Origin of the sequence: Horticoccus luteus (genome assembly GCF_019464535.1) — a bacterium.
Taxonomy (GTDB): Bacteria; Verrucomicrobiota; Verrucomicrobiia; order Opitutales; family Opitutaceae; genus Horticoccus; species Horticoccus luteus.
Genome location: NZ_CP080507.1, coordinates 2,554,413 through 2,580,492, shown reverse-complemented (window position 1 = coordinate 2,580,492; position 26,080 = coordinate 2,554,413). Strand labels below are relative to the sequence as shown.

The following is a 26,080-nucleotide window of genomic DNA, read 5'->3' as shown; positions in this document are numbered from 1 at the left end:
GCCGGCTTCAGTATATCAGGATCAATTCCATGGTCTGAGACGTCGCAAACCTATGAACCCCAAGAAACTACACTCCAACCGCCCGCGGCGATCCCTCGGCCTCGGGTTTGGTTTTATATTCCTAATCGCTCTGCTCGCCAATCCGTTGCGCGCGCAGGAGAGCTTGCAGTCAATCGTCGATCGTCTGGAAGCGGAAAACGCCGCGTTGCGCAGCGAAAACGCGAAGCTTCGCCACCAGACGCCGCCGGCCGAAACGCCGGCCGCGGCGCCGGCCAGCCCGCGCGCGGTCGCGCCCGCGGAGAGTCCTGCGAACACCACCGCGTCCTCGTCGCGCAGTCTGCCGACGGACAGCGGCGTGACGGTCATGTCGGCCTTCGAAGTGAGAAGCGACCGCGACCATGGTTACCTGAAAACGAACGCCGCGACCGCCACCCGCATCGGCATGGAGATTCAAAAGGTGCCGATGAACGTCTCGGTGGTTTCCCGTGAGTTCATCGACGACACGAATGCGCGATCCTTGATGGATCTGCTGCGTTACACGGCGGCAGCTTCGGGCGACACCCGTTATGCCATGCGCCGGCCGGGCAACGAGGCGACGCCGCAAGGGGCGTTCACCGTGCGCGGCTTTCCGGTCAATACCATCATGCGCAACGGTGTCTTCCGCTATATTGCTTATAATATGGACAGCGTCGACCGCGTGGAAGTGGTGCAAGGACCTGCGGCGGTGTTCTTCGGCCAGGGTTATCCGGGTGGCGTGATCAATTATGTGACGAAGCAACCCGTGTTCGCGAAGATCCCCACGACGTTTCGCTATTCGATCAACGATAACAGCGGGCAGAAGCTGACGGCGGACATCAACGTGCCGTTGTCGAAAAGAGTGGCGTTTCGGCTCACCGGGGGGTGGGAGGATACGCAGGGCGAACGACGCTTCGAGTTTCGGAAAAACGTGAACTACACGCCGAGCATGACCTTCGTGCCGTTCGACAGCGGCAAGCTGAAGATCAACATCGAAGCGGAGTCGCTGCACGAGAGTTTCAACCAGAACGATTACGATTGGATCTACTCCGATTTTGCGGGCTGGAGAACGGCGGCGCTGGCGAGCGGCCCGAAGGTGCCGAACACCACCAGCACGCCGAGTCTGGCCTACGCCACTTACATCAACAACAAGCGCGTGGCGACGGGTGATTATGCACTCCCGGCCTATACTAAAGTGGAGCGCGGCGCTTATTACACCGATGCCAACGGCAACTTCATTCACGACAAGGCGTTCAATTACACCAGCCGTGGCGCGCGCACGACCAACGATGTGAGCTCGTTCACTGCGACGGCGGATGTTTCCCCGACCGAGTGGCTCGATGGGCGTTACGTGTTCCTCCATGACAACAGCCGCTTCAATAATATCGAAGGCGTGACCACCCCGTGGGGCGATGGCATTCACTGGAACGTCGGCGCAAGTGCGACGTCGGGCTACTACCGGCTCACCGACACGCACCAGCTCGATCTGATCTTCAAGTTCAATACCGGAGGTTTGAAGCACAAGATTCTCACGGGCTACAACTATACGACGTATCTGCAGAACTATCTGGGGAACGACATCAAGTTCACCCCTTACTACGGACACGTGCCCGGTTCCACCAACCCGGTTGCCAACCCCGGCTACGGCACCACGGGCGGCACGCAGGTGGCGGACAACCTCGTGGGCGAAGGCCGCAGCCATGACACCGGCCCGCCCACCGTGAACCAGGTCGTGCGCGACCGCAACGGGAACATCAAGCTGGTCAAAGCTGTGTATAGCAATTTCGACCCGGGCTTCGAAACTTACCCCACGATCGACATCCTGTTCCCGATGGACCGCGTCTGGCTCGATGGCTACAAGCCGATCAATTCCGCCGCGTATCTGAACTATCAGCTCTCCGCGTTTAACGACCGGTTGAACATCATCGCGGGCTACCGGAGGCAATGGCAGCAGGAGAAGGGGCAATACCTCGAGGCGAACTATCCGTGGTATCAGGTGCCCGTGAATGCATGGCGCGATCCGGCAAACTATCCGGCCGATGCATGGGGTTACGGCGCGAATTATATTCAAGCCCTGCGCGTCTACAAACGGCATGGCGATGCCTGGATGGCCGGAGCATCCTTTGCCGTGACGAATGCGATCAACGTGTATGCGTCCGTGTCGAAGACGTTCCAATTCAACATCGGCAACGTCGGCGGCGTCTTCACCGGCAATGAAATCCCGGTGGTGCAAAGCGCGCTCGATCAAAATGGCGGGTCCTTCCAGTATCTCGGCCAGACCATCACCTCGGTCAACCAGTTCGTGGCCATCGAGAAAAGCCGCGGGGCCTATGATGACCTGCGCGACGAAAATGGCATGAATTGGGAATTGGGCGCGAAGATCTCGACGCAGGACAGCAGGATCGTCGGCACCTTCTCCGTCTTCCGCGGCGAGCGCACGAACCAGATGCTCGATGATCCGGTCGCGCAGTCGAATCTCTCGGAGCCGCTCAACTATAACACGACGCTGTTTGCGCCCGGCACGGTGGGCTACAACACCCGCGTCTTCCGCTGGCGCACGACGAACCTGAAAAACCGCATCGAGGGTGCCCAGGCCGAAGTGATCTGGTCGCCGCTGCCGAACTATCAGGCGGTCATCAACGGTTCGTGGCTGTGGACGGCGAAGACGCTCTACGACAAAACCAAACCCATGCCCGGCACGCCGGACTACAATGCCGGCACGGCCGCGCAGAAAGTGGCGTGGGACATCTATTACGGCGCCCGCATCGAAAATGTGCCGGAATATCGCTTCAACGTGTTCAATAAATACACGTTCTCCGACGGCTTCGCGCGCGGAGGTTCCGTGGGGCTGGGCATGCGTTATTCCTCGAAGACGGTGGTCAGTCGCTCGGTGGACTGGAATCCGCTTAACGGTGGCTACCAAGCCGGCGATTACGTCGTGTTTGATGTGACATTGAGCTACCCCTGGCAGATCTTCGGGCAAAACATTGCGACGTCGCTTGGAATCTACAACGCGACCGACGAGCAGTATTCCGAAGGCTCGTTCGTGCTGTCGCCGGGCCGCAACTGGCTCTTTTCGAATACGCTTTCGTTCTAAGCCGGAAGCAAAGACGAACGCGCTAACCGCAACGGCGGAGGTCCCGAAGACCTCCGCCGTTTTTTTGTGCCGTGAGCCATCGTCCACCGCCTGCGAATCGCGTAAGTTGTCGCACGTTGGTTCGCGCTCGGGATCGCCTGGGAATCGAGCGCGGCGAGTGGCGCAGGACGCGTGACGGGGACAATTGGGGAATCTGGGTCGTGACGACTAAGAGACGCGCGGTGCGGTGGAAACGAATCGGGCGCAGCGCGGAGAGCGTTAAGCGGGGCGACTTGCCGACGCGCGCGGGGCTAATTTTTCCGGCGCATTCGGGCCCAGGTGTCGGTTTGGGTTGAAGTTTCGGCAATCCGGCGCGATTTCGGGAGGCGCTCATGCGTTTTCACACTCCGCTGATTCTCGCCGTGGCGTGCCTCGGCTGCTTCGCCGCCTGTCGCGAAGCGAAAGTTAAACATTACCGCGTGGCCCACGAGGAGGAGCCCGCGATGCCGGCGGCCAACGCCGACGGGGCGAATGGCGCGGCGACCGGAAGCGATATGGCGAACACGGCGGTCCCGACGGCAGAAGGACCGGCCCTGTCTTGGACGGCGCCGGCGGACTGGACGGCGAAGACGTTGTCGGCGATGCGCAAAGGCAGTTTTACGGTGCCGGGGCCGGGCGGGGACGCGGATCTTTCGGTGACGGCGTTTCCCGGCGATGTGGGCGGCGATCTGGCGAACGTGAACCGCTGGCGCGGTCAGGTGCAGTTGCCCCCGCTCGCCGCCGGGGACTTGGAAGCGACGTTGAAACGCTTTTCGGCGAACGGGCTGGATTTCGCGGTCGTGGATCTGGCGCCGCAGGACGAAAAATCCGCGCACTTGATCGGTGCGATCGTGCCGCTGAACGGGGCGACCTGGTTTTTCAAACTGATGGGACCGAGCGCGACGGTGAGCGCGCAACGCGACGCGTTTTTAAAATTTCTGCACACGGTGAAAGTCGGCGACGGCGAAGCGGCACCAGCAGCGCGTGCGCCGGCGGCGAGCCCAGCGGCCATGGGAAATGACATGGCGACTACGGCGGTGCCGACGGCGGACGGCGCGGCGCTGGCGTGGGCGGCGCCCGCGGCCTGGCACGAGAAAACACTGTCGGCGATGCGCAAGGGCAGTTATGCGGTGCCGGGCGCGGGTGGAGAAGCGGATCTAGCGATCACGGCGTTTCCGGGCGACGTCGGCGGCGATCTGGCGAATGTGAACCGCTGGCGCGGTCAGGTGCAGTTGCCACCGCTCACCGCCGGCGAACTGGAGGCGACGTTGAAGCGTTTTTCCGCAAACGGGCTCAATTTTGCGGTCGTGGAGCTGGCGCCGCCGGCGGGCAGTCAGGCGCCACGGTTGATCGGCGCGATCGTGCCGCATGGGGGCGCGACGTGGTTTTTCAAGCTCATGGGGCCGGATGCGACCGTGGCCGCGCAACGCGACGCGTTTCTGGCGTTTCTGCACACCGTAAAAATCCGTTAAGTCATGCGCTCTCTCTGGCATTCTCTGCTCGTTTTTTTCAGTTCGCTGACGCTGACGGTCGTGCTGCTCGCGCTCTCGATCGTGCTCGTTTTCTGGGCCACCCTGGCGCAGGTGAAGATCGGCGTGTGGGGCGTGCAGGAACAGTTTTTCCGCACGCTGTTTGTGCTGGGCTTCATTCCCGGCACGCGCATTCCGGTGCCGTTGTTTCCGGGCGGCTACCTGCTGGGCGGCATGCTGCTGCTCAACCTGTTTGCGGCGCATCTTTACCACGGCAAGTTCGCGTGGCGGAAGCTCGGCATACATCTCACGCATCTCGGCCTCGTGCTGCTGTTGCTGGGCGAACTCTTCACGTCGATCTGGCAGGAGGAGTTTCAAATGCGGCTGACCGATGGCGAAACGAAGAGCTATTCGGAGAGTTATCGGGATGTGGAGCTCGCGGTCATCGATCGCACGGACCCGAAGGTCGACGACGTCGTGGCGGTGCCGCAGAAGGTGCTGGCGCACGGCGAACCGATCCAGCAGGCGAGCCTGCCGTTCCGGATCGTGCCGCGCGCGTTCTATCCGAACGCGGTGCTGCAACTGCGCAGCAAGGTGCCGAATGCGCCGGAGTCGCCGGCCACGCAGGGCATCGGTCCGCAGGTCGTGGTGACGCCCATTCCGATCACGTATAAACAGGATGAGCGCAATCTGCCGGCGGCCATTGTCGAGCTGGTCGGGCCGGACGGCTCGCTCGGCACGTGGGTCGTGTCGGCGATGCTGGGCGCGCCGCAGCACGTGAATTACGCAGGGCACGATTACGTGCTCACGATGCGCTTCGAGCGAAACTACAAGCCGTTTTCGCTTAAGCTCATCAAGTTCAGCCACGACGTTTATGAAGGCACCGACATTCCAAAAAACTTTTCGAGTCTTGTGGAGGTGAAGACACCGGACGGGCGCGACAATCGGGAGGTGAATATTTATATGAACCACCCCCTGCGTTACGCCGGGCTGACGTTTTACCAATCCGGTTACGAGGGCGAACACACGACGATTCTCCAAGTGGTGCGCAACCCGAGCTGGCTCATGCCCTACATCGCGTGCCTGATCATGGCGTTCGGTCTCGTCATTCAGTTTGGGCTTTCCTTGATCAAGTTCGCGCGCCGCCGTCGCGCCGCTTCCGACCCTGCCGCCGTATGAACGTCATCATCATTGTTAAATCGCACCTGCCCGCAGCCGCAGAGGCGGGCGCGTCGCGCGGGATTTTTTCCGCCTTGCCGGCGGTCGGTGCGCGCGGGGCTTTCGTTCACCTTCAAAGCGGGAACCAAGCATGAAGCGCCTCATCCCGCTCCTCGCCTTGGTGCTCGCGCTCGCCGCGGTGGGTGCGTCGTTGTGGCCGCCGCAAAATCCGGATGCGTTTGATCTCACCGGCTTCAGCCGCCTGCCGGTGCTGGTGAACGGTCGCGTGAAGCCACTCGATACGGTGGCGCGCAACGCGCTGCTGGTCTTGCAAGGCCGCCAGCGGGTCGGCGCGCCCAACTCCGACCTCACGCGCACGCCGCAGCAGTGGCTGCTCGATGTGTTGTTCGATCCGGCGAAGGCGAACACGTATCCGACGTTTGAGATCGATCATCCCGATGTGCTCGCGCTCGTCGGGCAGACGGACGAGACGCTCGCGATCCATTACGAGTCGCCGGCGAAGCGCACAATGGCGGTGGTGGGTTTCCTGCCGAGCCGTTTCCGGCGATTCAGTTTCGATGCGCTCAAGCCGCACTTCGAGGCGATCGACCGGCAGGCGGGACTGGCGACCGAGGTCGATCCGCAGCAGCGCAGCCGGTATCAGAAAGCGGTGCTGCAGCTCCGCGACAACATCGCGCTCTACACGCGGCTCCAACGCAGCGCGGCGATGCCCGACGGCGATAATTTTCTCGCCGAACTGAACCAATTCCAGGCGGCGCTGCCGGCGGGAATTGCGGCGGTGCAGGCGCGGCAGGCGGGCAAGCCGTTCGACGAAGCCGCCTTCCAGCGGATCGTCGATTTTGGTCAGCGTTACGACCTGATGGCGAAGTCCGCCTACTTGATGATCGTTCCGCACGATGGTTCGTGGCGCAACGCGGGCGACGCGCTGATCGATACCTTTCGCACCGGCGAAATCGATCCCGGCGTGCTGACATATGCGGGCCTCGGCTACGCGTGGCGGAAGCAGGATGCCAGGGCGTTCAACGAGATCGTGCGGCTCTACCGCGAACAGTTGGAAAAACAAGTGCCGGCGACGCTGCGCAAAACCGACCTCGAAGCGCGCTTCAACGCGGCGGAGCCGTTTGGCCTCGGGATGAACCTCTACGTCGCGGCGTTTTTCATCGCGATCGCCTCGTGGCTGATCTGGCCGGCGATTTTGGGGCGCAGCGCGTTTTGGGTGCTGGTGGTGGCGTTTGGCGTCACGACGGTCGGCATCCTCGTGCGCATGTGGATCGAAGGCCGGCCGCCGGTGACGAATTTGTATTCGTCGGCGCTCTTTGTCGGCTGGATCGCGGTGGGATTGTGCGTCGTGCTCGAGACAATTTATAAGAACGCGATCGGCACGGTGGCGGCGGGAGCGGTGGGCTTCGGCACGCTGCTGATCGCGCACCATCTGGCGCTCGGCGGCGACACGATGGAAATGATGCGCGCGGTGCTGGACTCAAACTTCTGGCTCGCAACGCACGTCGTGGTGGTGACGACGGGTTACGGGGCGACGTTTCTGGCGGGTTTTCTCGCGATCATCTACGTGGTGATGGGCGTGTTTACACCGTGGCTGGCGCGCCGGCCGGGCGCGGCGGGAGGGATGGATAGTCGCGCGGTGGCGGCGGCGCCGTCGGGAGGCAAGACGGCCGGGCCGACAATGGCGCGAGCGGATACGAATGCGCAGATGCTCGGGCGGATGGTTTATGGCATCGTGTGCTTCGCGACGTTGTTCAGCTTGGTCGGCACGATTCTCGGCGGCATTTGGGCGGATCAATCGTGGGGACGTTTCTGGGGCTGGGATCCGAAGGAAAACGGAGCGCTCATCATTGTGCTATGGAACGCGATCATCCTGCACGCGCGCTGGGGCGGGTTGGTGAAGCAGCGCGGTCTCATGATCCTGGCGATTTTCGGCAACATCGTGACGAGCTGGAGCTGGTTTGGGACGAACATGCTCGGCATCGGTCTGCACAGTTACGGCTTCATGGAAGCGGCGTTCTGGTGGCTCTTGGCGTTCATCGCGGTGCAGTTGCTCTTGATCGCGCTGGCGAATCTGCCGGTGGAAAAGTGGCGGAGTTTCCGCACGCGCGAGGTGTGACGCGGCGCCCCGCGGCGCACCGGGCGCCTTCAAGGCCAGAAACGCTGGGGAATCGATCTTTCGGCGTTCGCGGCGCAACCGGACGCCCGGTTTGCTGGTCACGAGGGCATGCTTCGCTGGTTTCGGATCCTCCTCACGGCCGCCAAGGAATGGAATGCTGATCACGTGTTTCGGCACAGCGCGGCGGTGAGCTTTTATACGCTCTTTTCCCTGGCACCCATCACGGTGATCGCGGCGGCGCTGGCGGGCGCGGTGTTGGGCAAGGAGCGGGCGGGCGATGCGCTGCAGCAGCAACTCACGGAGCTGATCGGCGCGGACAGTGCAAAGATGATTCAGCAAACCGGCGAGAAGGCGGCGGAGGCGACACACGGCACGTGGATCACCACGACCATCGGTGTCGCCGTTTTGCTTTTTGGAGCGACGACGGTGTTCAGTCAGTTGCAGGATTCGCTCAACGCGATTTGGAAAGTGCAGCAGAAACCGAGTCGGAGCGGGTGGCTGGTGTTGCTCACGCAGCGGATCCTCTCCTTCGCGATGGTGCTGACGATGGGTTTTCTTCTGCTGGTCTCGCTCATCCTGACCACCGCGTTGGAAAGTTTGACCGCCCATTTTGGGGCCGGTTGGAATGGCGCGGTGCTGAAAATCGCGGACCTCTCGGTCTCGCTCGCCGTGATGACAGTTCTTTTTGCGCTGATCTTGAAAGTGATGCCCGACGTGGAAGTGCGATGGCGGGAGGTGTGGCGAAGCGGGTTGGTGACGGCGGTGTTGTTTACGATCGGGCGGTTCGCGATCTCGCTCTATCTGGCGCATTCCACGATCGCGTCGGTTTACGGGGCGGCAGGATCGCTCGTGGCATTGCTGATCTGGATCTACTACACGGCGGCGATTTTCTTTTACGGGGCGGAATTTCTGAAGGCGGATCGCGCGGCACATCGTCTGCCGGTGACACCGAAAAAGACGGCGGTATTGGAGAGGAGTCAGGCCGGGACGGGTGCATGAATGGGGCTTGCGCGGGCGGCGGGGTTCGCAAGCCTGCGAAGGATGAACTCCCCGTGGCGATGGGCGTGGTGGTGGTGTGCGTTGTCCTGCGGTCTTCCGGTCGTGCAGGCAGCCGATGGCGCCGCAGGCAGCACGTCATGGCACGGTTACGCGCGGGAGGATTTCACGGTGGCAGGACGGCCGTGCTTGTTGATCTCGCCACACGCGGCGGCGCCGGGGAATCCGTGGGTGTGGCGGGCGGAATTTTTTGGCGACGAGCATGCGCCGCAGGTGGAGTTGGCGCTGCTGGCGCGGGGCTGGCACGTCGCCTACATGCAGGCGAGCGACATGTATGGCGCGCCGAAGGCGATCGGGTTGTTCGACGCGTTCTATCGCGAGCTGGTGGAGCGGCGTGGACTGGCGCGGCGGCCGGTCATCGAGGGCTTCAGCCGGGGCGGATTGTATGCGTTTAATTTTGCGGCGACTTATCCGGAACGCGTGGGAGCGCTTTACCTCGATGCGCCGGCGCTCGACATCAAGAGCTGGCCCGGGCCGAAGCATCCGTTGTGGAAGCAGTGCCTGGCGTGCTACGGGTTGACGGAAGCGGAAGCGATGACGGCGAAAGTGAGTCCGCTGGATCGCATCGCGCCGGTCGCGGCGGCGAAGATCCCGATCATCGGCGTGGCCGGCGACGCGGATGAAACGGTGAAGCCGGCGGAAAATCTCCTCAAGCTGGAGCAGCGTTATCGTGCGCTGGGTGGCGAGATCGAGGTGATCATCAAGCCGGGCGGGAAACACCACCCGCACAGTTTGCCCGACCCGACGCCGATCGTGACGTTTATCGAGGCGAAGCGCTTGAAATGAAAAAAGGCGCGGCACTGCGTTGGCCGCTGGAGGCGTTGGCGGACGGCGTGCGGGGGAACTATCGAAGTCGGGCGCAGAGACGATGGCGTGGGCAGGTGATGAGGTGATCGTTGATCAGACCGCTCGCTTGCATGAAGGCGTGGCAGATTGTCGGGCCCACGAATTTGAAGCCGCGGCGGAGCAAGTCTTTGCTCAAGGCGTCCGACTCGGGCGAGCGGGTGGGGACGTCGGCCATGGTGCGGCGCTGCGGTTGGAGAGGCCGGCCGCCGACAAACGCCCAGAGGTAGCGATCGAAGCTGCCGAATTCGCGTTGCACGGCGAGGAAGGCTTTCGCGTTGGCGAGGGTGGCGGCGATTTTGAGGCGATGGCGGACGATGCCGGCGTCGGCGAGGAGGCGGGCGGTGTCGCGAGCGCCGTAACGGGCGACTTTCGCGACATCGAATTGATCAAAGGCGCGGCGGTAGTTTTCGCGTTTGTTGAGGATGGTGGTCCAGCTCAGGCCGGCTTGCGCGCCCTCAAGCGTGAGAAGTTCAAACAAGGCACGGTCGTCGTGGAGGGGAACGCCCCACTCGGTGTCGTGGTAAGTGAGGTTGGGCTCGGCGGCGGCCCAGGCGCAGCGGGCGGAGGAAGCGGAGGGGGACATGGCGGAAAGTGGAGGGAGGCGAACGGGATTGTGCAACGGAAGTTGCATCGCGGAACGGGGGCGGCAGTTTGGCGGGTTCATGGCATTGCTCAGTCTTCTTGATGTAAGTCTCAGTTTCGGTGGTCCGGCGGTGTTGGAGGCAGTCAACCTCCAGATCGATCCGGGCGAACGCGTGTGTCTGGTCGGCCGTAATGGCGCGGGAAAATCGACGCTCATGCGCGTGATTGCCGGCGAAATGAAGCCGGATCGGGGAGACGTTTTCCGGCCGGCGGGCGCAGTTTACACGCGGCTGCCGCAGGAAATTCCGACGGACATCGAGGGAACGGTGCACGACGTGGTCGCGGGGGGCTTGCGCGAAGCGCACGTGCACGAGGAGGAATGGGAACGCGATGTGCGGCTGGAGGATTTGTTTGAGCGGTTGCAATTGCCGCTGACGAAGCCGTTCGCCGACCTGTCGGGCGGGTTGAAGCGTCGCGCGCTGCTGGGCCGCGCGCTGGCGGGGGCACCGAGCCTGCTGCTGCTGGATGAGCCGACGAATCACCTCGATATCGAATCGATCCTCTGGCTCGAAAAGTTTCTGGCGACGGAGAAGCTGTCGCTGTTTTTCGTGACCCACGATCGGGCGTTTTTGAGGAATCTGGCGACGCGGATCGTGGAACTGGACCGCGGGCGGCTCTCGAGCTGGTCGTGCGATTACGACACGTATCTCGTGCGGAAGCAGGAGGTGCTGGAAGCCGAGGAGAAGAACGCGGCGCTCTTCGACAAAAAGCTGGCGCAGGAAGAGGAATGGATCCGGCGCGGCGTGCGGGCGCAGCGCTCGCGGGCGACGGCGCGGATCAACCAGCTCATGCAAATGCGGGCGGACCGCGTGGCGCGGCGCGAGCGCGCCGGCAATGTGACGATGCGGCTCGCGGAGGCGGACCGCACGGGGGTGAAAGTGATCGAAACGGAGAACGCGTCATTCGCGTTTGCCGACGGGCACACCGTGGTGCGCGATTTCACGACGACGATCACGCGCGGCGACAAGATCGGGCTCATGGGGCCGAACGGCGCGGGCAAGACGACGTTGATCAAACTGCTGCTGGGACAACTTTCGCCGACGGCGGGCACGGTGACGCACGGCACGAATCTGGAGATCGTTTACTACGATCAGCTGCGCGCGCAGATCGATGACGCGAAGAGCGTCGCGGATAATATCGCCGACGGAAACACGACCGTGACGATCGACGGGCGCACGCGGCACGTGATCAGTTATCTGCAGGATTTCCTCTTCACGCCGGACCGGGCGCGGACGCCGGCGCGCGTGCTCTCGGGCGGCGAGCGCAACCGCTTGCTGCTGGCGCGACTGTTTACGAAGCCGGCCAATGTCCTCGTGCTGGACGAGCCGACGAATGATCTGGATGCGGAGACGCTCGATCTGCTCGAAGACCTGTTGGTCGAGTATCAAGGCACGCTGCTGCTCGTGAGCCACGATCGCGAGTTTCTGGATAACGTGGTGACGAGCACGTTCGTCTTCGAAGGCGACGGGCGGATCGCGGAATACGTGGGTGGCTACGCGGACTGGCAGCGCGAAAAGGAGCGGCAGGCGGTGCGAGCGCTGGCCGCAGCGCGCGCGACGGAGGCGGCCGAGGCGGCGAAAGCGCCGGCGGTGCCTTCGGCGGACGGACCCGGGAAGACGGCGCGACCGCGTAAGTTGAGCTTCAAGGAGCAGCGCGAACTGGAGGCGTTGCCCGCGCGCATCGAGGCGTGGGAGAAGGAGCAGGCGGAGCTGACGGCGAAGTTGGTGGACCCGCAATTTTATCAGCGAGGCGGCGCGGCGGTGCGCGAGATCGAGAGCCGACTGGCCGAGATCGAGCGCGAACACGCGACCGCGTTTAGTCGCTGGGAAACGTTGGAAACGCAGCGTGCGGCGGCGGCGAACTGAATCTAACGGGCGCGGTCCAGCGGGGCATGACGGCTCCGCATGGTGCGGCTCTTGCGGCCACGAGGACGAGTCTGCGCGCTCTGCGCGACGCGGCGGCGGACTGTCGTGCGTGTCCATTATGGCGGGCGGCGACGCAGACCGTTTTCGGCGAAGGCCGTCGGCCGGCGCGGTGGATGTTCGTGGGCGAGCAACCGGGTGACCATGAGGATCGCTCAGGGCGGCCGTTTGTGGGACCGGCGGGCAGGTTGCTCGATGCGGCCATGGCGGAAGCGGGCATCGACCGACGCGAGGTGTATGTCACAAATGCGGTGAAGCACTTCAAATGGGTGCCAGCGGGTCGGCGGCGGTTGCATCAGAAACCCAACGCGCGCGAGGTCGCGGCGTGCCGGCCGTGGCTGGACGCCGAGATCGCGCTCGTGCAGCCGGAGGTGGTGGTGGCATTGGGCGCGACGGCGGCGCAAGCATTGATGGGACGGACGTTTCGCGTGACGCGGGAGCGCGGGAAATTACTCGCGGTGGGCTGGGCGCGGGCGTTCATGGCGACGGTGCATCCGTCGGCGATTTTGCGGATGAAGGGCGCGGATCGGGAGGCGGCGCGGCAGGCTTTGGTGGAAGATTTGCGGGTGCTCGTCGCATCGTGATTGCGCAGGCGGTTGCCAGTCGTTGGGTTGACCGCGTCCGAAGGAGACATCTGCCGTCGGAAAATCCGCCAACTTCAACTTATTCGTTTCGCATGAAATCGTTCCTCAAGATCCTCCAAATTAATTACATTCCCCGGAGTCCGGATTTCGCGCTGCTGGTGCTGCGGGTCTGGCTGGGCGCGACGCTGGTGATGAACCACGGCTGGGTGAAGGTGATGAAGTTCTCCACGATGTCGTCGTCGTTTGCCGATCCGTTTGGCGTCGGCTCGAAATGGAGTCTCGGGCTCGCGATTTTCGCGGAGGTGGTGTGTGGGGCGTTGCTGGCGCTCGGGGTGGTGACGCGGTTCGCGGCGCTCGTGGTGATCGTCATGTTAAGCGTGGCGTTTGTGACCGTGCATAACACGCGCATCGCTTCAGGGCCGGGCAGCGGTGAGCTGGCGTTTATTTACCTCGCGGGATTCGTCACGATTTTCATCGCGGGTCCCGGACGTTTTGCCGTGGACAAAGGTGCGTAAGGAGCGCTTGCGCTCGGCCTGCGGTCAGCCGCGGGCGAGCCAGGCGCGCGCGGCTGAAAAGTCGACGGCGGTGAGGCCGTGATCGGCCCGCGTCCACGCGATCTCGACGTCCGCGCCGCCGGTGCGAAGGAGTTCCGCGAGGTGCGGAGGCTGGTCGACAGGCACGAGTGAATCGCCGGAGCCGCTGGCGAGGAGGACGCGTTTGCCCGCGAGAGAGCCGGGCGGGGCGGGTTGGTCGAGCACGACCATCGGGCGGAGAAGAACCGCGGCGCCGAGCGTTTCGGGGCGCAGCAGAAGGAGGGTGGCCGCGATATTGGCGCCGTTGGAAAACCCGAGCGCGGTGAGGCGGCTCAGGTCGAGATGGTGATGCTCGGCGGCGCCGAGGACGAAGTCGGCGAGTTCGTGCGTGCGCCGGATGATTTCATCGGGATCGAAAACGCCGGGGGCGAGGCGGGCGAAATACCGCGCGGCGCCTTGTTCGGTGACGTTGCCGCGAGGCGAGAGGATGGCGGAGCCGGGCGCGAGCGTCCGGACGAGCGGAAGGAGATCGTGTTCGGTGCCGCCGGTGCCGTGCAGCACGAGAAACGGCGCCGCATCAGAGGATTTGGCGGGCTCGAAGAGGTAGTGATGTGACGAGAGGGCCGTCATCACAAAGTCGCCGCGCGGAGCGAGGGCGGCGAAGGAGGATTGAGGAACCGTGGGGCGTCGACGCAGGCGACGGGTGCGCGCGGCCCGCGAATAGGAATACGCATAGGGCGAAAGAGCGCGGGAACCCCGCGGGGTCAAACGGTGGAACCAGTCTGCGAGCCAAGTCGCGGCAGAGTGGTCAAATGCCGTCGATTTTTTGCAAACGGGCGATGTGCCGGCCGCCTTCGAAAGGTGTGGTCAACCAGACGCGCACAATGTGCAGAGCCTCGGCTTCGGAAATGGTGCGTTGGCCGAGGGAGAGGCAGTTGGCGTCGTTGTGCGCGCGGTTCCAGATGGCGACCTGCTCGTTCCAGCAGAGGCCGCAGCGGACGCCTTTCACGCGGTTGGCGACCATGGCTTCGCCGTTGCCTGAACCACCGAGGACGATGCCGCGCTCGACGTCGCCGCGCGCCACGGCTTCAGCGACCGGACGGATGAAGTCGGGATAATCGCAGGGAGCTTCGGAGTAGGTGCCGAGATCGCGCACGGTATGACCTTCGCCGAGGAGCATCGCCTTGATGGCTTCCTTGTAGGTGAAGCCGGCGTGGTCGGATCCGATGGCGATGGTAAACGTTTTCATACGAGAAAGATGACGGCGGGGGCGGCGAACTTCGAGGGTGGGCGGCTGTCGTTATCTCGTTCGCCAATTCGTGTCGCAAACCCAAACACAGTTATGAAACGGATTCTCCCGGCTCTCCTTCTCGGTGTCGTGCTGACGGCGGGTTGTTCAAGTATTTCGACGCGTATTTCCAGTCATCGGGCCGCCTTTGATTCGTGGCCCGCGGATGTGCGGCAAAAGGTCGAGGCCGGGCGGATTGATGTGGGATTTACGCCCGAGCAGGTGACGGTGGCGATGGGCGAGCCGATGCGGAAATACACGCGCACAACGAAAGACGGGGCGGAGGAAGTGTGGGCCTACGAGGACCGTAAGCCGCGCTTCAGTGTCGGCATCGGCGGAGGCAGTTACTCCGGTGGCGGCGGAGTGGGCGGCGGCGTGACCGTGGGTGGCGGTTCGCGCGGCGAAGATACGGCGCGGGTGGTCTTTGCGAACGGCAGAGTATCCGCGATCGAGCAGCGCGTGCGGTGACGGCGAATGACCGGCGCGGACGCCGTCAGAGGGCGTTGAGCAACGCCGCGAAGCCAGGGTCGGCGAGCGAGGCGAAGGCAGCCGTGGGCTGATGCGATTGCAACTCAGCCAGCGAATGAAGACCGGTCGCGACGGCGACGGTTTGCGCACCGATGATGCGTCCGCAGGCGATGTCATGCGGCGTGTCGCCGATGACGATCACGCGATGCGCCGGGAAATCGACGCCGTGAAAGTCGCGGGCGCGGCGCAAGGCGACGGGGCCGAGGTCGTTGCGCAGTTCGGAGTCGTCGGCGAAAGCGCCGAAGGGAAAATAGCGGGCGAGATCGTGGTGGGCGAGTTTCACGCGGGCGCCGCGCTCGACGTTGCCGGTGAGGAGCGCCTGGGCCCAGCGGTCGTGGGTGTGCACGCGTTCCAAGGCTTCGCTCACGCCGGGCAGCACGTGACTTTGATGGGTTACGAGCGAGGCGGGCAGCGCCCGAATGTAAGCATCGAGATAGCGGGTGAACGCGGCGTCGTCGGCGGCGAAGCCGAATTTCGCGAAGATTTGCCGAAGGATCCACCGATCGGTGCGGCCGGAGTAATCGATATCGGCGAGCGAGGCGGTGACGCCGAGTTCGAGGCGCAGGGCGGTTTCGAGCGCGTGCAGGCCGGCACCGCTGGAGCGGGTAAGGGTGCCGTCGATATCCCAAAGAAGCAGTGCGTCGCGCATGAAGGCGACGAGGCTTGGCGTGCGGACGGCGATGGCGAGGGCAAACGGGGCGGAGAGTTGCGGCGGCGGGGCGGAGCGGCGAGGTTTATGAAACAACCGGCCGGGCGCGGGCGTCAAAGTCGGCAAACCCAACGTCTATGAAATCGTTCATCTCTCTTTTCACCGTGGCGCTGCTCGCGCTCGGTTTGGCGGCGTGCAGCACGCCGGACGCACGCATCCAGCGGAATCCGGAGATTTTCGCGCGCCTGACGCCGGCGCAGCAGGAAATGATCAGGCACGGCCAGGTCGGTCTCGGCTTCACGCCGGAGATGGTGCGGCTGGCGTTGGGTGACGCCGATCGGGTGATCCAGCGGCAGGATGAGACTGGCACGAGCGAGATCTGGAGTTACGTGACTTACGACGGGCCGGGCGGCATGCCGCTTTATCGCGGCTGGTATCATCGTTACTACGATTGGAACGACGTGCGCTACCCGTATTATTTAAACTATCCGGCGCGACGCGACCGGGAGCATTTCCGGGTGGTATTTCAAGACGGCAAAGTGACGTCGATCGAACAGCAGACACGGTGACGGAGGCGCGGTCGCGCCGCGCCGACCGCGGGGCGGCGGATCAGTTTTTGATGAAGCGCAACAGGTAGCTGAAGAGGACGGCACCGGCGATGGCGAAGACGAGTTGGCCGATGAAGTTGTGGGCGGTGAGGCCGAGCAGACCGAAGCAGAAGCCGCCGAGGAAGGCGCCGACCACGCCGACGATAAGGTTGCCGGCGAGGCCGAAGCCGCGGCCTTTGGTGATGAGACCGCTGATCCAGCCGGCGAGGAGTCCGATGACGAGAAAGGTGAGAAACGCCCGGGCGGACATGCTATTGGGCGGCCGCGGGTTTCATGAACGTCATCTTGCTCAGAATATCCATGAGGTGGTCTTTCAGGAACTGATCTTCCTCGGCGGTCGTTTTGTGGTAACTGGTGCCCTCGGTGATGCGTTCGGCGAGTTCGGTGCTGATGACGTAGATAAAGCCATCGCGCACGAAGAGGAGATTGCCGCGCTTGGCGACGTGGCCACGCGTGTCGCCATCGATCGTGGGCCGGTCGCCAAACATGGAGCCGCCGGGGAGCAGCGTGTAGGCGATCAGCGCGCCGCCCTGTGTTTTCGGGAGGAAAGTGATGCTCTCAATGCTGATCGCCGGGACCATGCGTTGGAAATCCGGGACGACAAAGTCGGTGAAGAAGACGGTGAGGTAGTCTTTGATGCCACGGGTGGATAATTCCCAGCGTTGCGTGGCATCCTGCGGAAACGTGGCGATGCTGATGTGGACGGTGAAATGATCCTCGAAGGTGACGACGTTATCGGTGTCGTTGACGGTGCCGCCGAGTTCGCGGAGCACCGGGATGGTGATCCGATAGGCGCCGGTGGGAGAGTAATAGGTATGGCCCTCGATGCGGCCGCTGAGGGCGGCGGGATCGGATTGCGCGCAGAGGAGTCCGGCGAGGAGCGGGAAGAGGAAAAGAAGACCAGCGACGCGGAGTTTCATTCGGAAGTGTGATGAGAGAAATGGAAATATGTTTCAAGCTGCGTGGAGCCGTTGCCACGCGGCGACGGGAATTTCCTCGGGGCGGGCTCGCGGCGTGAGGTCGAATTCGGCGAGGCCGGCGAGCCAGGCGGTGCCGTCGTCGGGCAGGCGGCCGCGGAGAAGGGCGGCGATCTGCTTGCGGCGTTGCTGGAAGCAGGCGCGGATGAGGGTTTTCGTCGCGGGATCGAACACAAATGCCGGCGGGCGGCGGACCAGGTGCAGCAGATACGATTCGATTTCGGGCCGCGGGTGAAAGCAGGCGGCGGCGACTTTATGGCCGGGAGCGATTTCGTAGGCGGACTGCAGGAAAATCGAGATGGCGCCGAATGTCTTGCTGCCGGGGAGCGCGGCGTAGCGTTGGGCGGCTTCCTGCTGCAGCATCAAGACCAGGCGCTCGGGGAGCGGACCGGAGAGCACGGCATCCATCCACGGGGTGGAAATCGCGTAAGGAAGATTGGCGATGACCTTGAATCCGGCGGCGGCGGACGCGGCCGGGAGGTTGGCGAGGGGATGGTCGATGGCGTCGCCTTCCAAAAGATGAAGATGCGCGGGGAAGCGCGGCGCGAGGGTTTCGCGGAGGTGTTGCGCGAGTGCGCGATCCATCTCGACCGCCCAGACATCGGCGCCGGCTTCGAGCAGGGCGGAGGTCAACGTGCCGAGACCGGGCCCGATTTCGACCACGGTATCGCCCGCGGCGAGGCGGGCGAGCTCGAGGGATTTGCGGACGATGTTGCCGTCGACCAGAAAATTTTGGCCCAAGTAACGTTTGGGCGTGTGCCCGAGGGCGGCGAGCAGATCGCGGGTGCTGGAAGGTGTAAGCGGCACAGCGGGGCGACGATGCAGGAAGTAAGGACGCCGGCGGCGGCGGTCAGGGGGCGCGGAACGCGGCCATCAAGGCGGCGGGATCCGGGGCTTTCATGAGGGCCTCGCCGACGAGGACGGCGTGGGCGCCGGCGGCGCGGGCGCGGGCGCCATCGACGGCGGTGAAGATGCCGCTTTCGCTGACGGCGATCACCTCGCGCGGGAAAAGCGGGATGAGGCGTTCGCTGAGGGCGAGGTCGGTCGTGAAGCGGGCGAGATCGCGGTTGTTGACGCCGATGATCTTCGCCCCGTGAGCGACGGCGCGGTCGAGTTCGGCTTCGTGATGGATTTCAAACAGCGCATCGAGGCCGGCGGCGATGGCGGCGGTGTGGAGGGATTTGATTTCGTCGTCGGTGAGTGCGCGAACGATGATCAGAATGGCGCTGGCGCCGGCCTGGCGGGCTTGAAGCACCTGGATCGGGTGCACCATGAAATCCTTGCGGAGGCAGGGCACCGCAGGCGGGTCGCGATGGAAAAGCGCGGTGACGGCTGTGAGATCGGCGAGGGAACCGCCGAAATATTTTTCGTCGGTCAGGACGGAGAGCGCGCTGGCGCCGGCCGCGCGGTAGCGTTGCGCCTGATCGGGGGCGGAGACGGCGGTGGCGATGGGGCCGGCGGACGGCGAGCGGCGCTTGATCTCGGCAATGACGGCGAGTTGTCCGTCGGCGGGACGCAGGGCGGCGCGAAACGATGGCGGCGCGGGTCGCGCGGCGGAAGCGGCGGCGAGTTCGGATTCGGCAACGGGACGGACGAGCGCGGCGATTTCGTGCCGCTTCCACGCCATGATCTCGGTGAGTTTATCGGACATGCAGGAAACAACGAAATACACGCAGCGGGCTGAAAACCAGACCAGAGTGGACGGGTTTTGGCATGGATTTCACCCGGAACGTCGTTGTGCTGGGCGGATGAGCGCGATGGATGAGTTGAAAGCGACGATTGCCCGGTTGCGGGGGCCGGGCGGGTGTCCGTGGGATCAAGAGCAGACGCATGCGTCTTTGGTGCGGTGTCTCATCGACGAGGTGAGCGAACTCATCGAGACGATCGACCAGGCGGATTTTCCGCACATGCGCGAGGAGCTGGGCGATGTGCTGATCCAAGTAGTGTTTCATGCGCACCTCGCGGAGGAAGCAGGACGGTTTTCGCTCGAGGATGTGGCGCGGGAGGTGAATGAGAAACTGGTGCGGCGGCATCCGCACGTGTTTGGAACGGGCAAGCTCGACACGTCGGAGCAGGTGATCACGCAGTGGGAGCAGATCAAAGCGGGCGAAAAGAAGAATGGCGCACCGGCGAGCGGAGTATTCAAGGCGCTGCCGCCGCGGCTGCCGGCGTTAATGTTCGCCGAAGCGGTGGCGAAGCAGATCGAGAAAAAGCAGTTGCCGGCGGACGGCGCGCTCGATGCGGCGAAGGTGCAGGCGTTGGGGCGGGAGCTGGATGAGGCGACGCTGGGCCGGAGGTTGTTTGAACTGGCGGCGGCCGCGCGGGTGCACGGCCTGGATGCGGAGGGAGCGTTGCGGCTGCACGCGACGAAGGTGATGCGCGATGTCGAGCAACGCGTCCAGCAGCGCGCCGGTTGACGCGCTCCCGGCGGAAATCGCCGCGGGGTGGTGGGCGCCGTTTGAAACGTATCTGGCGCAGGAGCGGCGCTATTCGCGCTACACGTTGCGCAACTACCGGCAGGCGCTGGAGGATTTCGTGCGCTGGCGGTTGGGCGAAGGGCGGAGCGACGCGGCGCTGGAGAACGTGCAACCGCGGGAGGTCCGGGATTTCGTGATCGAGGCGCAGCGGCGGTTCGATCGGCGGACGTTGCACAACCACGTATCGGGGTTGCGTTCGCTGTATAAATTCTGGGTGCGGCGCGGGCGAGTGGTGGCGAATCCGTTCGTGGGTGTGCCGCTGCCGCGGCTGGAAAAACGGCTGCCAAAATTTTTGACGGAGGAGCAGATGAGGAAACTGCTGCTCGGGCCGCAGCGGTTGCTGGAGAATGAGACGGTGGACTCGTTCACGGCGTGGCGCGACCGGCTGGCAATGGAGTTGATCTATGGCGGCGGGTTGCGGGTGAGCGAGCTGGCGGGGCTCAACTACGGGCAGATCGATTTCGATGGAGGTGTGGCGCGCGTGCTCGGCAAGGGGCGGAAGGAGCGGTTGTGTCCGCTCGGGACGGTGGCGCTGGCGGTGTTGAAGAAATTTCGCAGCGAATTTGCGCAGGACACGGGCGCAGAGGCGCCGGTCGTCGTGACGGCGAAACACGAGCGCATCACGCCGCGAGCGGTGCAGTTGTTGTTAAAGCGTTATCTGGCGCTCGCGGAGCTGCCGCTGGATCTCACGCCGCACAAGCTGCGGCATTCGTATGCGACGCATCTGCTGAACGCGGGCGCGGATTTGCGGCTGGTGCAGGAGCTGTTGGGGCACGCGAGTCTGTCGACGACGCAAATCTACACGCATGTGAGCGTGGCGCGGTTGAAAGAGATTTACGCGAAGGCGCATCCGCGGGCGTAGGCGGCGGCGGAGGTTGCGCGTCGTTTACGGCGTGAGCACGGAGTCGTCGGCGGGGTTGCGCGTCGTTTACGGCGTGAGCACGGAGTCGTCGGCGGTCCACATTTTCCGGTCGGGGCCGGCGGAGCGGATTTCCATGCGCGTGCCGGAGAGTTGGTGGAAAAAGAACGGGGTGCCCCAGCGGTCGCAGAGTTCGCCGCGGGCGTTGAGCGCCGGGTGATGCGGGGAAATGAACGCGAGGTGCAGCGGGTTGCCGCCGGTGAGCGTGGCGACGATCTCGGCGTTGAGGCCGACGGGGTTGCCGCGGAAGTTTGACTGGTAGCGGGTGAACATGCCGTCGAGGAGCTGCAGGTCGGCGGAGATCGTCGTGGCGGGCGAACCGAGTTGCGCGAGGGCGGCGAGGCCCGTGTCTTCGTCGAGCGGGGGCGGCGACGCGGGGCGGGCGATCGCGGTCGCGCCGGGCGCGGAGGATGGGGCGCGGGAGGCGACGGGCGACGTGGGCGCGGGTCGGAGCCAGAACCAAACGGCGAGCAGCGCGGCGACGGCGAGGACGAGCGCGGCGAGGCGGCGACGCGTCATCCGAGGAAGCCGAGATTGGGTTGCGCGAAACGGCCGATGTTGGGCAGCACGATGGGAAGATCGGTCGGGCTGACGCCGAACCAAGTCGCGAGCGTGGCGGCGTATTCGTCGACACTCGTCGTGGGAATCCAGCGACCGCGGCCGGTGTCGTTTGGGCCGTTGATGGTGAGATCGGGGACGTGACCGAAAATATCGCGGCCTTGAACGGCGCCGCCGACAACGAGGTGATGGCTGCCCCAGCCGTGATCGGAGCCGTCGCCGTTGGTGTTGTAGGTGCGGCCGAAGTCGGAGGCCGTGAACGTGGTCACTTGCGAGGCGACGCCAAGTTCGACGGTGGCGGCGTAGAAGGCTTGGAGCGAGGCGGAGACGTCGCCGAGGAGAGTGGAGTGGGCGACGAGTTGGGAGTCGTGCAAATCCCAGCCGCCGAGGGCGGCGAAGAAAACCTGGCGCTTGAGGCCGAGCGCCGGCGCGGAGGCGATCAGGCGCGCGATCATCTGCAATTGCTGCCCGAGGCTGCTGTCGGGAAATACGGTGGAGAACGGGATTCCCGCGGTGGAGCCGACGTATTCGGCGAGCAGGGCGCTGTCGGAAATCGCATCGCGCGTGACGGTCCCGAACGCCGTGTCGAGCAAGTGACTTTGCGAAGCGGCGAGGAGGTCGGATTGGGCGCGGGTGCGGATGCCGGCGAGGGACGAGTTGCTTTGCGACGAGCCGCTGAGGGCGACGGGGCCGGTGCTTTTGACGGAAAATTGGGCGACGGACTGGCCGACTTGAAAGGAGTTCTGGCCGGCGAGGCTGATCGACATCGAGATGGTGTTGTTCTCGTTGAAGGCGTTGGTGAGATCGGCGAGACGGCCGCCCCAGCCGGTGGTGAACGGACGGTCGGGGAGGCTGCTTTGCCATTCCACCTGCTGATCGCTGTGGGAAAATAACTGGTTGGGCAGCGGGACGGACTTGGCGGTGTATTGGGCTTTGGTCGTGGGAACGACGAGGGTGCCGACGTTGGCGAGGACGGCGGCCTGACCACCGGCGAAGAGGTTCTGAAACTCCGGCATCGATGGATGGAGCGCAAAGGCGCGGCCGTCGCTGGTGCGGGGTGAAAGCGGGAGGAGGCCGGTTTGGGGAAGGACGAGGGCGCCGCGAGCGGCGGCGTAGCTGGCGTAGCCGGCGGTGTCGTTGGGGATGAGGAGATTGTTGGCGTCGTTGCCGCCTTGGAGGAAGAGACAGACGAGGGCTTTGTAATCGGAGGCGGCGGCGGTCGCGCGGGTCGCGGACGCGCCGGGGCTGGCGATGGCGCCGATGAGGCGGAGTTGGGCGAGGGCGGAAAGCAGGCCGGTGGTGCCGACGGCGGCGCAGCAGGAACCGAGGAACTTGCGGCGGGAAAGAGGCTGACCGGGCGTGAAGGACATGAGCGGCGTTTTATTTTTGCACGGCACCATCGGGCGAGGTGACGACGAGGTAGAGGGCGGTGCGCACGCGGTCGGTGTTGCTGGTGCCAGCGGGGAGCGACTGGAGCGCGAGGACGACGCGGTCGCGGGTGGCCGGCGCGAGGCTGTTGCCGACGAGTTGGAGGCTCAATTGATCCGTGAGCGCGGCGGGTTGGTCGGCGAGCGGGAGGAGACGGGCGAAGTCGAGGCTGACGCCCTGGTAGGTTGTGTTGGTGATGAAATTGTAGAGGTAATTCGGAACGCTGATAGCGGTGCTGGCAGTGAGAATTTGATATTCGGGCGCGACGAGCCCGGCGCTCGCGAGGTCGCCGGGCTGCACGTAGGACGGCGGGAAAAAGTTGAAGACCGTGGGCGAGCTGAGCGGAGATTCGCTGAGGCTGTTGTTGGTGTTGGAGAACGGAAAACGGCCGTCGGACGTGGTGACGCCGACGGCGCGGAGCAGGGCGGTGACGCGCAGGAGAGGTTCCTTGAGTTTGCCGAAACTGGCGGTCGCGGCGGCGTCGCTCGAACGGGCTTCGTAATCCAGAAGAATCGCGCGGACGACGGCGGCGAGATCGCCGCGGACGCCGGAGCCGTTGTTGGCAAACACCTGGGCGACGCGATAAACGTAGGCGGGGCTGGGATTGCTGGTGACGAGGCGTTGGATCAACTGGCGGCAGACGAAGGGACCGGTGTTGGGGTGGTTGAAGAGCGCGTCGAGGGCGTCGTGCAGATCCTGCGTGCCGGTTTGCCCGGCTGGAAGTTGAAGACCGCCGACGATGGTTTTGGCATCGGTGTCATGGTAATCCGAATAGAGCGTCATCGGATCGATATAGTTGGCGGGGCTCGTGCGGAAATTGCGGGAGGTGGGATTAGTATTATGGAAGGCCCAGCCGGTGAAGACGCGCGCCATCGCTGTGACCGTGGTTTGATCGTAGGTCGGCACGGGGCGGCCGGAGGCATCGAGTTTGAGCGTGCCGTCGGGCTGGAGTTGGGAGAGGCCGATGGTGAAGAGCTGCATGACCTCGCGGGCGTAGTTCTCATCGGGCTGCGCGCCGGTGACGGGGTCGGCTTTGGCGTTGCGCAGATGGCTCAGATAAACGCCCATCATCGGGCTGAGCGTGACGTCTTCGAGCAGCGTGCGGAAGTTGCCGAGGGCGTCAGCGGCGAGGACGTCGTTGTAGTTCGCGAGAGCTTCCTGGTTGTTGTTGATCGCTCCGTCGACGTCGGAGACGACAAACAGTTCGCTCAACGCGAAGGCGACGCGCTGGCGGAGCTGGTCGGGGCCGCGGACGGCGATCTGCCACCAAGCGGAGCGGCGATGGACCGAGCCGGGGCGCGTCGGGGTGCCGTTGACGGATTGCTGCCCGCCGTTGGGATTGAGATTAAAGTCGGCGAGCAGCTTCGCGCGGTGGTTGGAGGCGGGTTGAGCGAGCTGCGCGGCGAACCAGGCGGCGTAACCCTGCTGCTTCAAGTTCGCGATGTCGTCGGCGGTGACGCCGAACGTCGCCTGCGTGAGGAAGCGCGCGGCATCTGTGTCGGTGATGCTGGCAAGATCGACGGCGGGCGGGTCGGAGGGCGCGGTGAAGGTTTGGGAACCATTGCTCTGGATGAACTGGCCGCGGATTTCGCCGGTGGGAAACGCCTCCGTCTGGACGTTGACGAAGAAGCGGCCGGCGCGCAGGGCGGCGACGACATCGTCGAGGGCGAGCGTCCCGACGGCTTTGATGGTCCACGTGGCAGAATCGACTTGGCCGATCGGCAGGCGGAAAAGTTCCTCGCCAATGGTGCCGGGGTCGCCGAGGCGGACGTAGGTGACCGTCTCGGGCGAACTGAGGCCGGCGAAACTCAGGGAGACGCTGATCGTCGAGGCGTTGGCGCTGAGCAGGAGGGTGGCGGTGCCCGAAGCGATCGAGGTGGAAGAATCACCGGCGCGGAGATCGGCGACGAAGAGGGAGGGCGGGCGATCCGCGAGAGTGACAGTTGCGGTGGACGTTGCGCCGGGCGAGTAGCTCGCGGCGGGCTGCAGGGAAAGTTGAAGGGTTTCGTCGGGCTCGGTCTCGAAGTCGGCAACGGGAACGACCAGGACGGTGGCGGACGTCGCGCCAGCGGGAATGACGAGGCTGCCCGGCAGTGAGGTGTAATCGGCGCCATTGGTGGCGGTCCCGCCGGCGGTGTAGTAAACGGTCAGCGGGGCGGTGGAGTCGCCGTCGCGCGTGAAGGTGAATTGGAGCGGTGTGACATTGCCCTCGTCGGTGCTGGTGCGGTCGACGCTGAGCGTGACGGTGGTAGGCTCTGCAGGCGTGACGTCGTAGACTTCCGCCAGTGCGATGCCGGTGGTGTCGCCGACGCCGGAGACAGTGACCGTGTAGGCGCCCGGAGGAAAATCGCCGAGGAGGGCAGCATCGTGGCTGGCATCAGGAAATGGAAATGCGCCGACGGCGGAAAACGCGGCGGCGAGGCCGGCGGATGTGGCGACGGAGCCCCAGTCGTCGTTGGTGGCGAGGGCAACACCGTGGGCATCGCGGACGACGAGGAGTGGGTCGGCGAGTTCGCCCGTGAAGCCGGGAGCGATGGCGGCGAGAGCGGGGCCGGCGGCGCGGATGAGGAGGCGGCGGGGGCCTTTGTCGGGCGCGATGACGAGGCCCGCGATGAGGGTTTTATCGCCAGTGCCGACGGGCGCGCGCGTGGAAAGATTCAGCAAATGAGACGTGCCGGCGGAGACTTCGTAGACCTCGACGAGGGCGAGATTGCGGGCGGTGGCGGAGCCGTTGACCACGGCGGTATAAGCGCCGGGTTGGAGTGTCTGCACGACGGCGGCGTCGTGGCTGCCGGCTTGCAGCGGAAATGCGCCGACGGCGGCCATGGTGTCCGCATCGGCGGCGAGCCAGGCGGCGTTGGTGGCGAGCGGCGTGCCGCCTTGGTAAAGGGTGACGACAGGATCGGTGACGGTGAGCGGCGCGAGATCGGGGGCGACTGTGGCAAGACCGGGGCCGACAGCGCGAATGAGAACCGTTTTGGGCGCGCCGGGGCCGATAACGAATCCGGCGATCATGGCGTTATCGTTAACACCCGCCTGGCCGCGGGTGGAAAGGTTGACCACGCGCGAGGTGTCTTCGCTGGCAAACACGGAGGAGCCGAGAGCCAAAAACAGCAGACAGCAGCGCAGGAAACGTGAGGGGGCGGTCATCAGCGCGGGAGCGAATGG

24 protein-coding genes are annotated in these 26,080 nt (G+C 64.5%); 13 read left to right on the top strand and 11 right to left on the bottom strand.

Features of this window, described 5'->3' with window-relative positions; genetic code table 11:
- Positions 1-52: 52 nt before the first annotated feature.
- The 6 genes from K0B96_RS10710 to K0B96_RS10685 all read left to right on the top strand — a co-directional run bounded on the left by K0B96_RS10710 (position 53) and on the right by K0B96_RS10685 (position 9,739).
- Entirely contained in the window at positions 53-3,112 is a 3,060-nt protein-coding gene (locus K0B96_RS10710; protein ID WP_220160896.1) for a TonB-dependent receptor plug domain-containing protein, read from the top strand.
- A 371-nt stretch (positions 3,113-3,483) separates the two neighbouring features.
- Complete coding sequence (locus K0B96_RS10705) at positions 3,484-4,602, top strand: hypothetical protein (protein ID WP_220160895.1); 1,119 nt, start codon at positions 3,484-3,486, stop codon at positions 4,600-4,602.
- Positions 4,603-4,605: 3 nt separating this feature from the next.
- Positions 4,606-5,778 carry a cytochrome c biogenesis ResB family protein gene (locus K0B96_RS10700; protein WP_220160894.1) on the top strand — a complete coding sequence of 391 codons (1,173 nt, stop codon included), beginning with the start codon at positions 4,606-4,608 and terminating at the stop codon, positions 5,776-5,778.
- A gap of 130 nt (positions 5,779-5,908) precedes the next feature.
- Entirely contained in the window at positions 5,909-7,897 is a 1,989-nt protein-coding gene (locus tag K0B96_RS17580) for a cytochrome c biogenesis protein (protein ID WP_220160893.1), read from the top strand.
- 108 nt (positions 7,898-8,005) lie between these two features.
- A complete protein-coding gene (locus K0B96_RS10690; protein ID WP_220160892.1) occupies positions 8,006-8,896 on the top strand; it encodes a YihY/virulence factor BrkB family protein in 891 nt (296 codons plus the stop codon).
- A gap of 42 nt (positions 8,897-8,938) precedes the next feature.
- Entirely contained in the window at positions 8,939-9,739 is an 801-nt protein-coding gene (locus K0B96_RS10685; protein WP_220160891.1) for an alpha/beta hydrolase family protein, read from the top strand.
- Between the two features lie 58 nt (positions 9,740-9,797).
- On the opposite strand, the gene K0B96_RS10680 is transcribed toward K0B96_RS10685, so the two are convergent.
- Positions 9,798-10,382, bottom strand: a complete 585-nt coding sequence (locus K0B96_RS10680) for a DNA-3-methyladenine glycosylase I (RefSeq protein WP_220160890.1) — start codon at positions 10,380-10,382, stop codon at positions 9,798-9,800.
- 79 nt (positions 10,383-10,461) lie between these two features.
- Between K0B96_RS10680 and K0B96_RS10675 the strand changes: the two genes are divergently transcribed.
- From K0B96_RS10675 to K0B96_RS10665, 3 genes are all read left to right on the top strand, one after another.
- The gene (locus K0B96_RS10675) at positions 10,462-12,306 is read left to right on the top strand and encodes an ATP-binding cassette domain-containing protein (protein ID WP_220160889.1); all 1,845 of its coding nucleotides are present in this window, start codon (positions 10,462-10,464) and stop codon (positions 12,304-12,306) included.
- Between the two features lie 26 nt (positions 12,307-12,332).
- Positions 12,333-12,947, top strand: a complete 615-nt coding sequence (locus K0B96_RS10670; RefSeq protein ID WP_220160888.1) for a UdgX family uracil-DNA binding protein — start codon at positions 12,333-12,335, stop codon at positions 12,945-12,947.
- Positions 12,948-13,039: 92 nt separating this feature from the next.
- Complete coding sequence (locus K0B96_RS10665) at positions 13,040-13,462, top strand: DoxX family protein (RefSeq protein WP_220160887.1); 423 nt, start codon at positions 13,040-13,042, stop codon at positions 13,460-13,462.
- Positions 13,463-13,486: 24 nt separating this feature from the next.
- On the opposite strand, the gene K0B96_RS10660 is transcribed toward K0B96_RS10665, so the two are convergent.
- Together K0B96_RS10660 and rpiB are read right to left on the bottom strand one after the other, a co-directional pair.
- Positions 13,487-14,110, bottom strand: a complete 624-nt coding sequence (locus tag K0B96_RS10660; protein WP_220160886.1) for an alpha/beta hydrolase — start codon at positions 14,108-14,110, stop codon at positions 13,487-13,489.
- 178 nt (positions 14,111-14,288) lie between these two features.
- Complete coding sequence (gene rpiB, locus K0B96_RS10655; protein WP_220160885.1) at positions 14,289-14,729, bottom strand: ribose 5-phosphate isomerase B; 441 nt, start codon at positions 14,727-14,729, stop codon at positions 14,289-14,291.
- Between the two features lie 93 nt (positions 14,730-14,822).
- Here rpiB and K0B96_RS10650 point away from each other — a divergent pair, with 93 nt between their 5' ends.
- Complete coding sequence (locus K0B96_RS10650) at positions 14,823-15,236, top strand: hypothetical protein (protein WP_220160884.1); 414 nt, start codon at positions 14,823-14,825, stop codon at positions 15,234-15,236.
- A 25-nt stretch (positions 15,237-15,261) separates the two neighbouring features.
- On the opposite strand, the gene K0B96_RS10645 is transcribed toward K0B96_RS10650, so the two are convergent.
- Positions 15,262-16,077 (bottom strand): HAD family hydrolase, encoded by an 816-nt coding sequence (locus K0B96_RS10645; RefSeq protein ID WP_255558619.1) that lies wholly within the window; start codon positions 16,075-16,077, stop codon positions 15,262-15,264.
- 5 nt (positions 16,078-16,082) lie between these two features.
- On the opposite strand from K0B96_RS10645, the gene K0B96_RS10640 reads away from it, so the two are divergent.
- The gene (locus tag K0B96_RS10640) at positions 16,083-16,514 is read left to right on the top strand and encodes a hypothetical protein (RefSeq protein ID WP_220160883.1); all 432 of its coding nucleotides are present in this window, start codon (positions 16,083-16,085) and stop codon (positions 16,512-16,514) included.
- A 40-nt stretch (positions 16,515-16,554) separates the two neighbouring features.
- Here K0B96_RS10640 and K0B96_RS10635 read toward each other — a convergent pair whose 3' ends face one another.
- The 4 genes from K0B96_RS10635 to K0B96_RS10620 are packed head-to-tail and all read right to left on the bottom strand — an operon-like array spanning position 16,555 to position 19,181.
- Entirely contained in the window at positions 16,555-16,803 is a 249-nt protein-coding gene (locus K0B96_RS10635) for a GlsB/YeaQ/YmgE family stress response membrane protein (RefSeq protein WP_220160882.1), read from the bottom strand.
- Position 16,804: 1 nt separating this feature from the next.
- On the bottom strand, positions 16,805-17,473 hold the full coding sequence (locus K0B96_RS10630) for a hypothetical protein (RefSeq protein WP_220160881.1): 669 nt from the start codon (positions 17,471-17,473) through the stop codon (positions 16,805-16,807).
- A 33-nt stretch (positions 17,474-17,506) separates the two neighbouring features.
- Positions 17,507-18,337 (bottom strand): 16S rRNA (adenine(1518)-N(6)/adenine(1519)-N(6))-dimethyltransferase RsmA, encoded by an 831-nt coding sequence (rsmA, locus tag K0B96_RS10625; protein WP_220160880.1) that lies wholly within the window; start codon positions 18,335-18,337, stop codon positions 17,507-17,509.
- 43 nt (positions 18,338-18,380) lie between these two features.
- Complete coding sequence (locus K0B96_RS10620; protein ID WP_220160879.1) at positions 18,381-19,181, bottom strand: indole-3-glycerol phosphate synthase TrpC; 801 nt, start codon at positions 19,179-19,181, stop codon at positions 18,381-18,383.
- Here K0B96_RS10620 and K0B96_RS10615 point away from each other — a divergent pair.
- Both K0B96_RS10615 and K0B96_RS10610 read left to right on the top strand, forming a co-directional pair.
- A complete protein-coding gene (locus tag K0B96_RS10615; RefSeq protein ID WP_255558618.1) occupies positions 19,180-19,947 on the top strand; it encodes a MazG family protein in 768 nt (255 codons plus the stop codon). The two genes, K0B96_RS10620 and K0B96_RS10615, sit on opposite strands and share 2 nt — an antisense overlap.
- On the top strand, positions 19,913-20,869 hold the full coding sequence (locus K0B96_RS10610; protein WP_220160878.1) for a tyrosine-type recombinase/integrase: 957 nt from the start codon (positions 19,913-19,915) through the stop codon (positions 20,867-20,869). The genes K0B96_RS10615 and K0B96_RS10610 overlap by 35 nt, the downstream gene beginning before the upstream one ends.
- Before the next feature lie 66 nt (positions 20,870-20,935).
- Here K0B96_RS10610 and K0B96_RS10605 read toward each other — a convergent pair whose 3' ends face one another.
- The 3 genes from K0B96_RS10605 to K0B96_RS10595 are packed head-to-tail and all read right to left on the bottom strand — an operon-like array spanning position 20,936 to position 26,062.
- A complete protein-coding gene (locus tag K0B96_RS10605; RefSeq protein ID WP_220160877.1) occupies positions 20,936-21,445 on the bottom strand; it encodes a hypothetical protein in 510 nt (169 codons plus the stop codon).
- The gene (locus K0B96_RS10600) at positions 21,442-22,854 is read right to left on the bottom strand and encodes a DUF1501 domain-containing protein (RefSeq protein ID WP_220160876.1); all 1,413 of its coding nucleotides are present in this window, start codon (positions 22,852-22,854) and stop codon (positions 21,442-21,444) included. The genes K0B96_RS10605 and K0B96_RS10600 overlap by 4 nt, the downstream gene beginning before the upstream one ends.
- 10 nt (positions 22,855-22,864) lie before the next feature.
- Entirely contained in the window at positions 22,865-26,062 is a 3,198-nt protein-coding gene (locus K0B96_RS10595; protein WP_220160875.1) for a DUF1800 family protein, read from the bottom strand.
- Between the last annotated feature and the right edge of the window lie 18 nt (positions 26,063-26,080).

What these genes read in the sequence shown, in the direction of transcription:
- K0B96_RS10710 (WP_220160896.1), top strand. Translation starts at nt 53, where the DNA reads ATGAACCCCAAGAAACTACACTCCAACCGCCCGCGGCGATCCCTCGGC.
- K0B96_RS10705 (WP_220160895.1), top strand. Translation starts at nt 3,484, where the DNA reads ATGCGTTTTCACACTCCGCTGATTCTCGCCGTGGCGTGCCTCGGCTGC.
- K0B96_RS10700 (WP_220160894.1), top strand. Translation starts at nt 4,606, where the DNA reads ATGCGCTCTCTCTGGCATTCTCTGCTCGTTTTTTTCAGTTCGCTGACG.
- K0B96_RS17580 (WP_220160893.1), top strand. Translation starts at nt 5,909, where the DNA reads ATGAAGCGCCTCATCCCGCTCCTCGCCTTGGTGCTCGCGCTCGCCGCG.
- K0B96_RS10690 (WP_220160892.1), top strand. Translation starts at nt 8,006, where the DNA reads ATGCTTCGCTGGTTTCGGATCCTCCTCACGGCCGCCAAGGAATGGAAT.
- K0B96_RS10685 (WP_220160891.1), top strand. Translation starts at nt 8,939, where the DNA reads ATGAACTCCCCGTGGCGATGGGCGTGGTGGTGGTGTGCGTTGTCCTGC.
- K0B96_RS10680 (WP_220160890.1), bottom strand. Translation starts at nt 10,382, where the DNA reads ATGTCCCCCTCCGCTTCCTCCGCCCGCTGCGCCTGGGCCGCCGCCGAG.
- K0B96_RS10675 (WP_220160889.1), top strand. Translation starts at nt 10,462, where the DNA reads ATGGCATTGCTCAGTCTTCTTGATGTAAGTCTCAGTTTCGGTGGTCCG.
- K0B96_RS10670 (WP_220160888.1), top strand. Translation starts at nt 12,333, where the DNA reads ATGACGGCTCCGCATGGTGCGGCTCTTGCGGCCACGAGGACGAGTCTG.
- K0B96_RS10665 (WP_220160887.1), top strand. Translation starts at nt 13,040, where the DNA reads ATGAAATCGTTCCTCAAGATCCTCCAAATTAATTACATTCCCCGGAGT.
- K0B96_RS10660 (WP_220160886.1), bottom strand. Translation starts at nt 14,110, where the DNA reads ATGACGGCCCTCTCGTCACATCACTACCTCTTCGAGCCCGCCAAATCC.
- rpiB (WP_220160885.1), bottom strand. Translation starts at nt 14,729, where the DNA reads ATGAAAACGTTTACCATCGCCATCGGATCCGACCACGCCGGCTTCACC.
- K0B96_RS10650 (WP_220160884.1), top strand. Translation starts at nt 14,823, where the DNA reads ATGAAACGGATTCTCCCGGCTCTCCTTCTCGGTGTCGTGCTGACGGCG.
- K0B96_RS10640 (WP_220160883.1), top strand. Translation starts at nt 16,083, where the DNA reads ATGAAATCGTTCATCTCTCTTTTCACCGTGGCGCTGCTCGCGCTCGGT.
- K0B96_RS10635 (WP_220160882.1), bottom strand. Translation starts at nt 16,803, where the DNA reads ATGTCCGCCCGGGCGTTTCTCACCTTTCTCGTCATCGGACTCCTCGCC.
- K0B96_RS10630 (WP_220160881.1), bottom strand. Translation starts at nt 17,473, where the DNA reads ATGAAACTCCGCGTCGCTGGTCTTCTTTTCCTCTTCCCGCTCCTCGCC.
- K0B96_RS10615 (WP_255558618.1), top strand. Translation starts at nt 19,180, where the DNA reads ATGCAGGAAACAACGAAATACACGCAGCGGGCTGAAAACCAGACCAGA.
- K0B96_RS10620 (WP_220160879.1), bottom strand. Translation starts at nt 19,181, where the DNA reads ATGTCCGATAAACTCACCGAGATCATGGCGTGGAAGCGGCACGAAATC.
- K0B96_RS10610 (WP_220160878.1), top strand. Translation starts at nt 19,913, where the DNA reads ATGTCGAGCAACGCGTCCAGCAGCGCGCCGGTTGACGCGCTCCCGGCG.
- K0B96_RS10605 (WP_220160877.1), bottom strand. Translation starts at nt 21,445, where the DNA reads ATGACGCGTCGCCGCCTCGCCGCGCTCGTCCTCGCCGTCGCCGCGCTG.
- K0B96_RS10600 (WP_220160876.1), bottom strand. Translation starts at nt 22,854, where the DNA reads ATGTCCTTCACGCCCGGTCAGCCTCTTTCCCGCCGCAAGTTCCTCGGT.
- K0B96_RS10595 (WP_220160875.1), bottom strand. Translation starts at nt 26,062, where the DNA reads ATGACCGCCCCCTCACGTTTCCTGCGCTGCTGTCTGCTGTTTTTGGCT.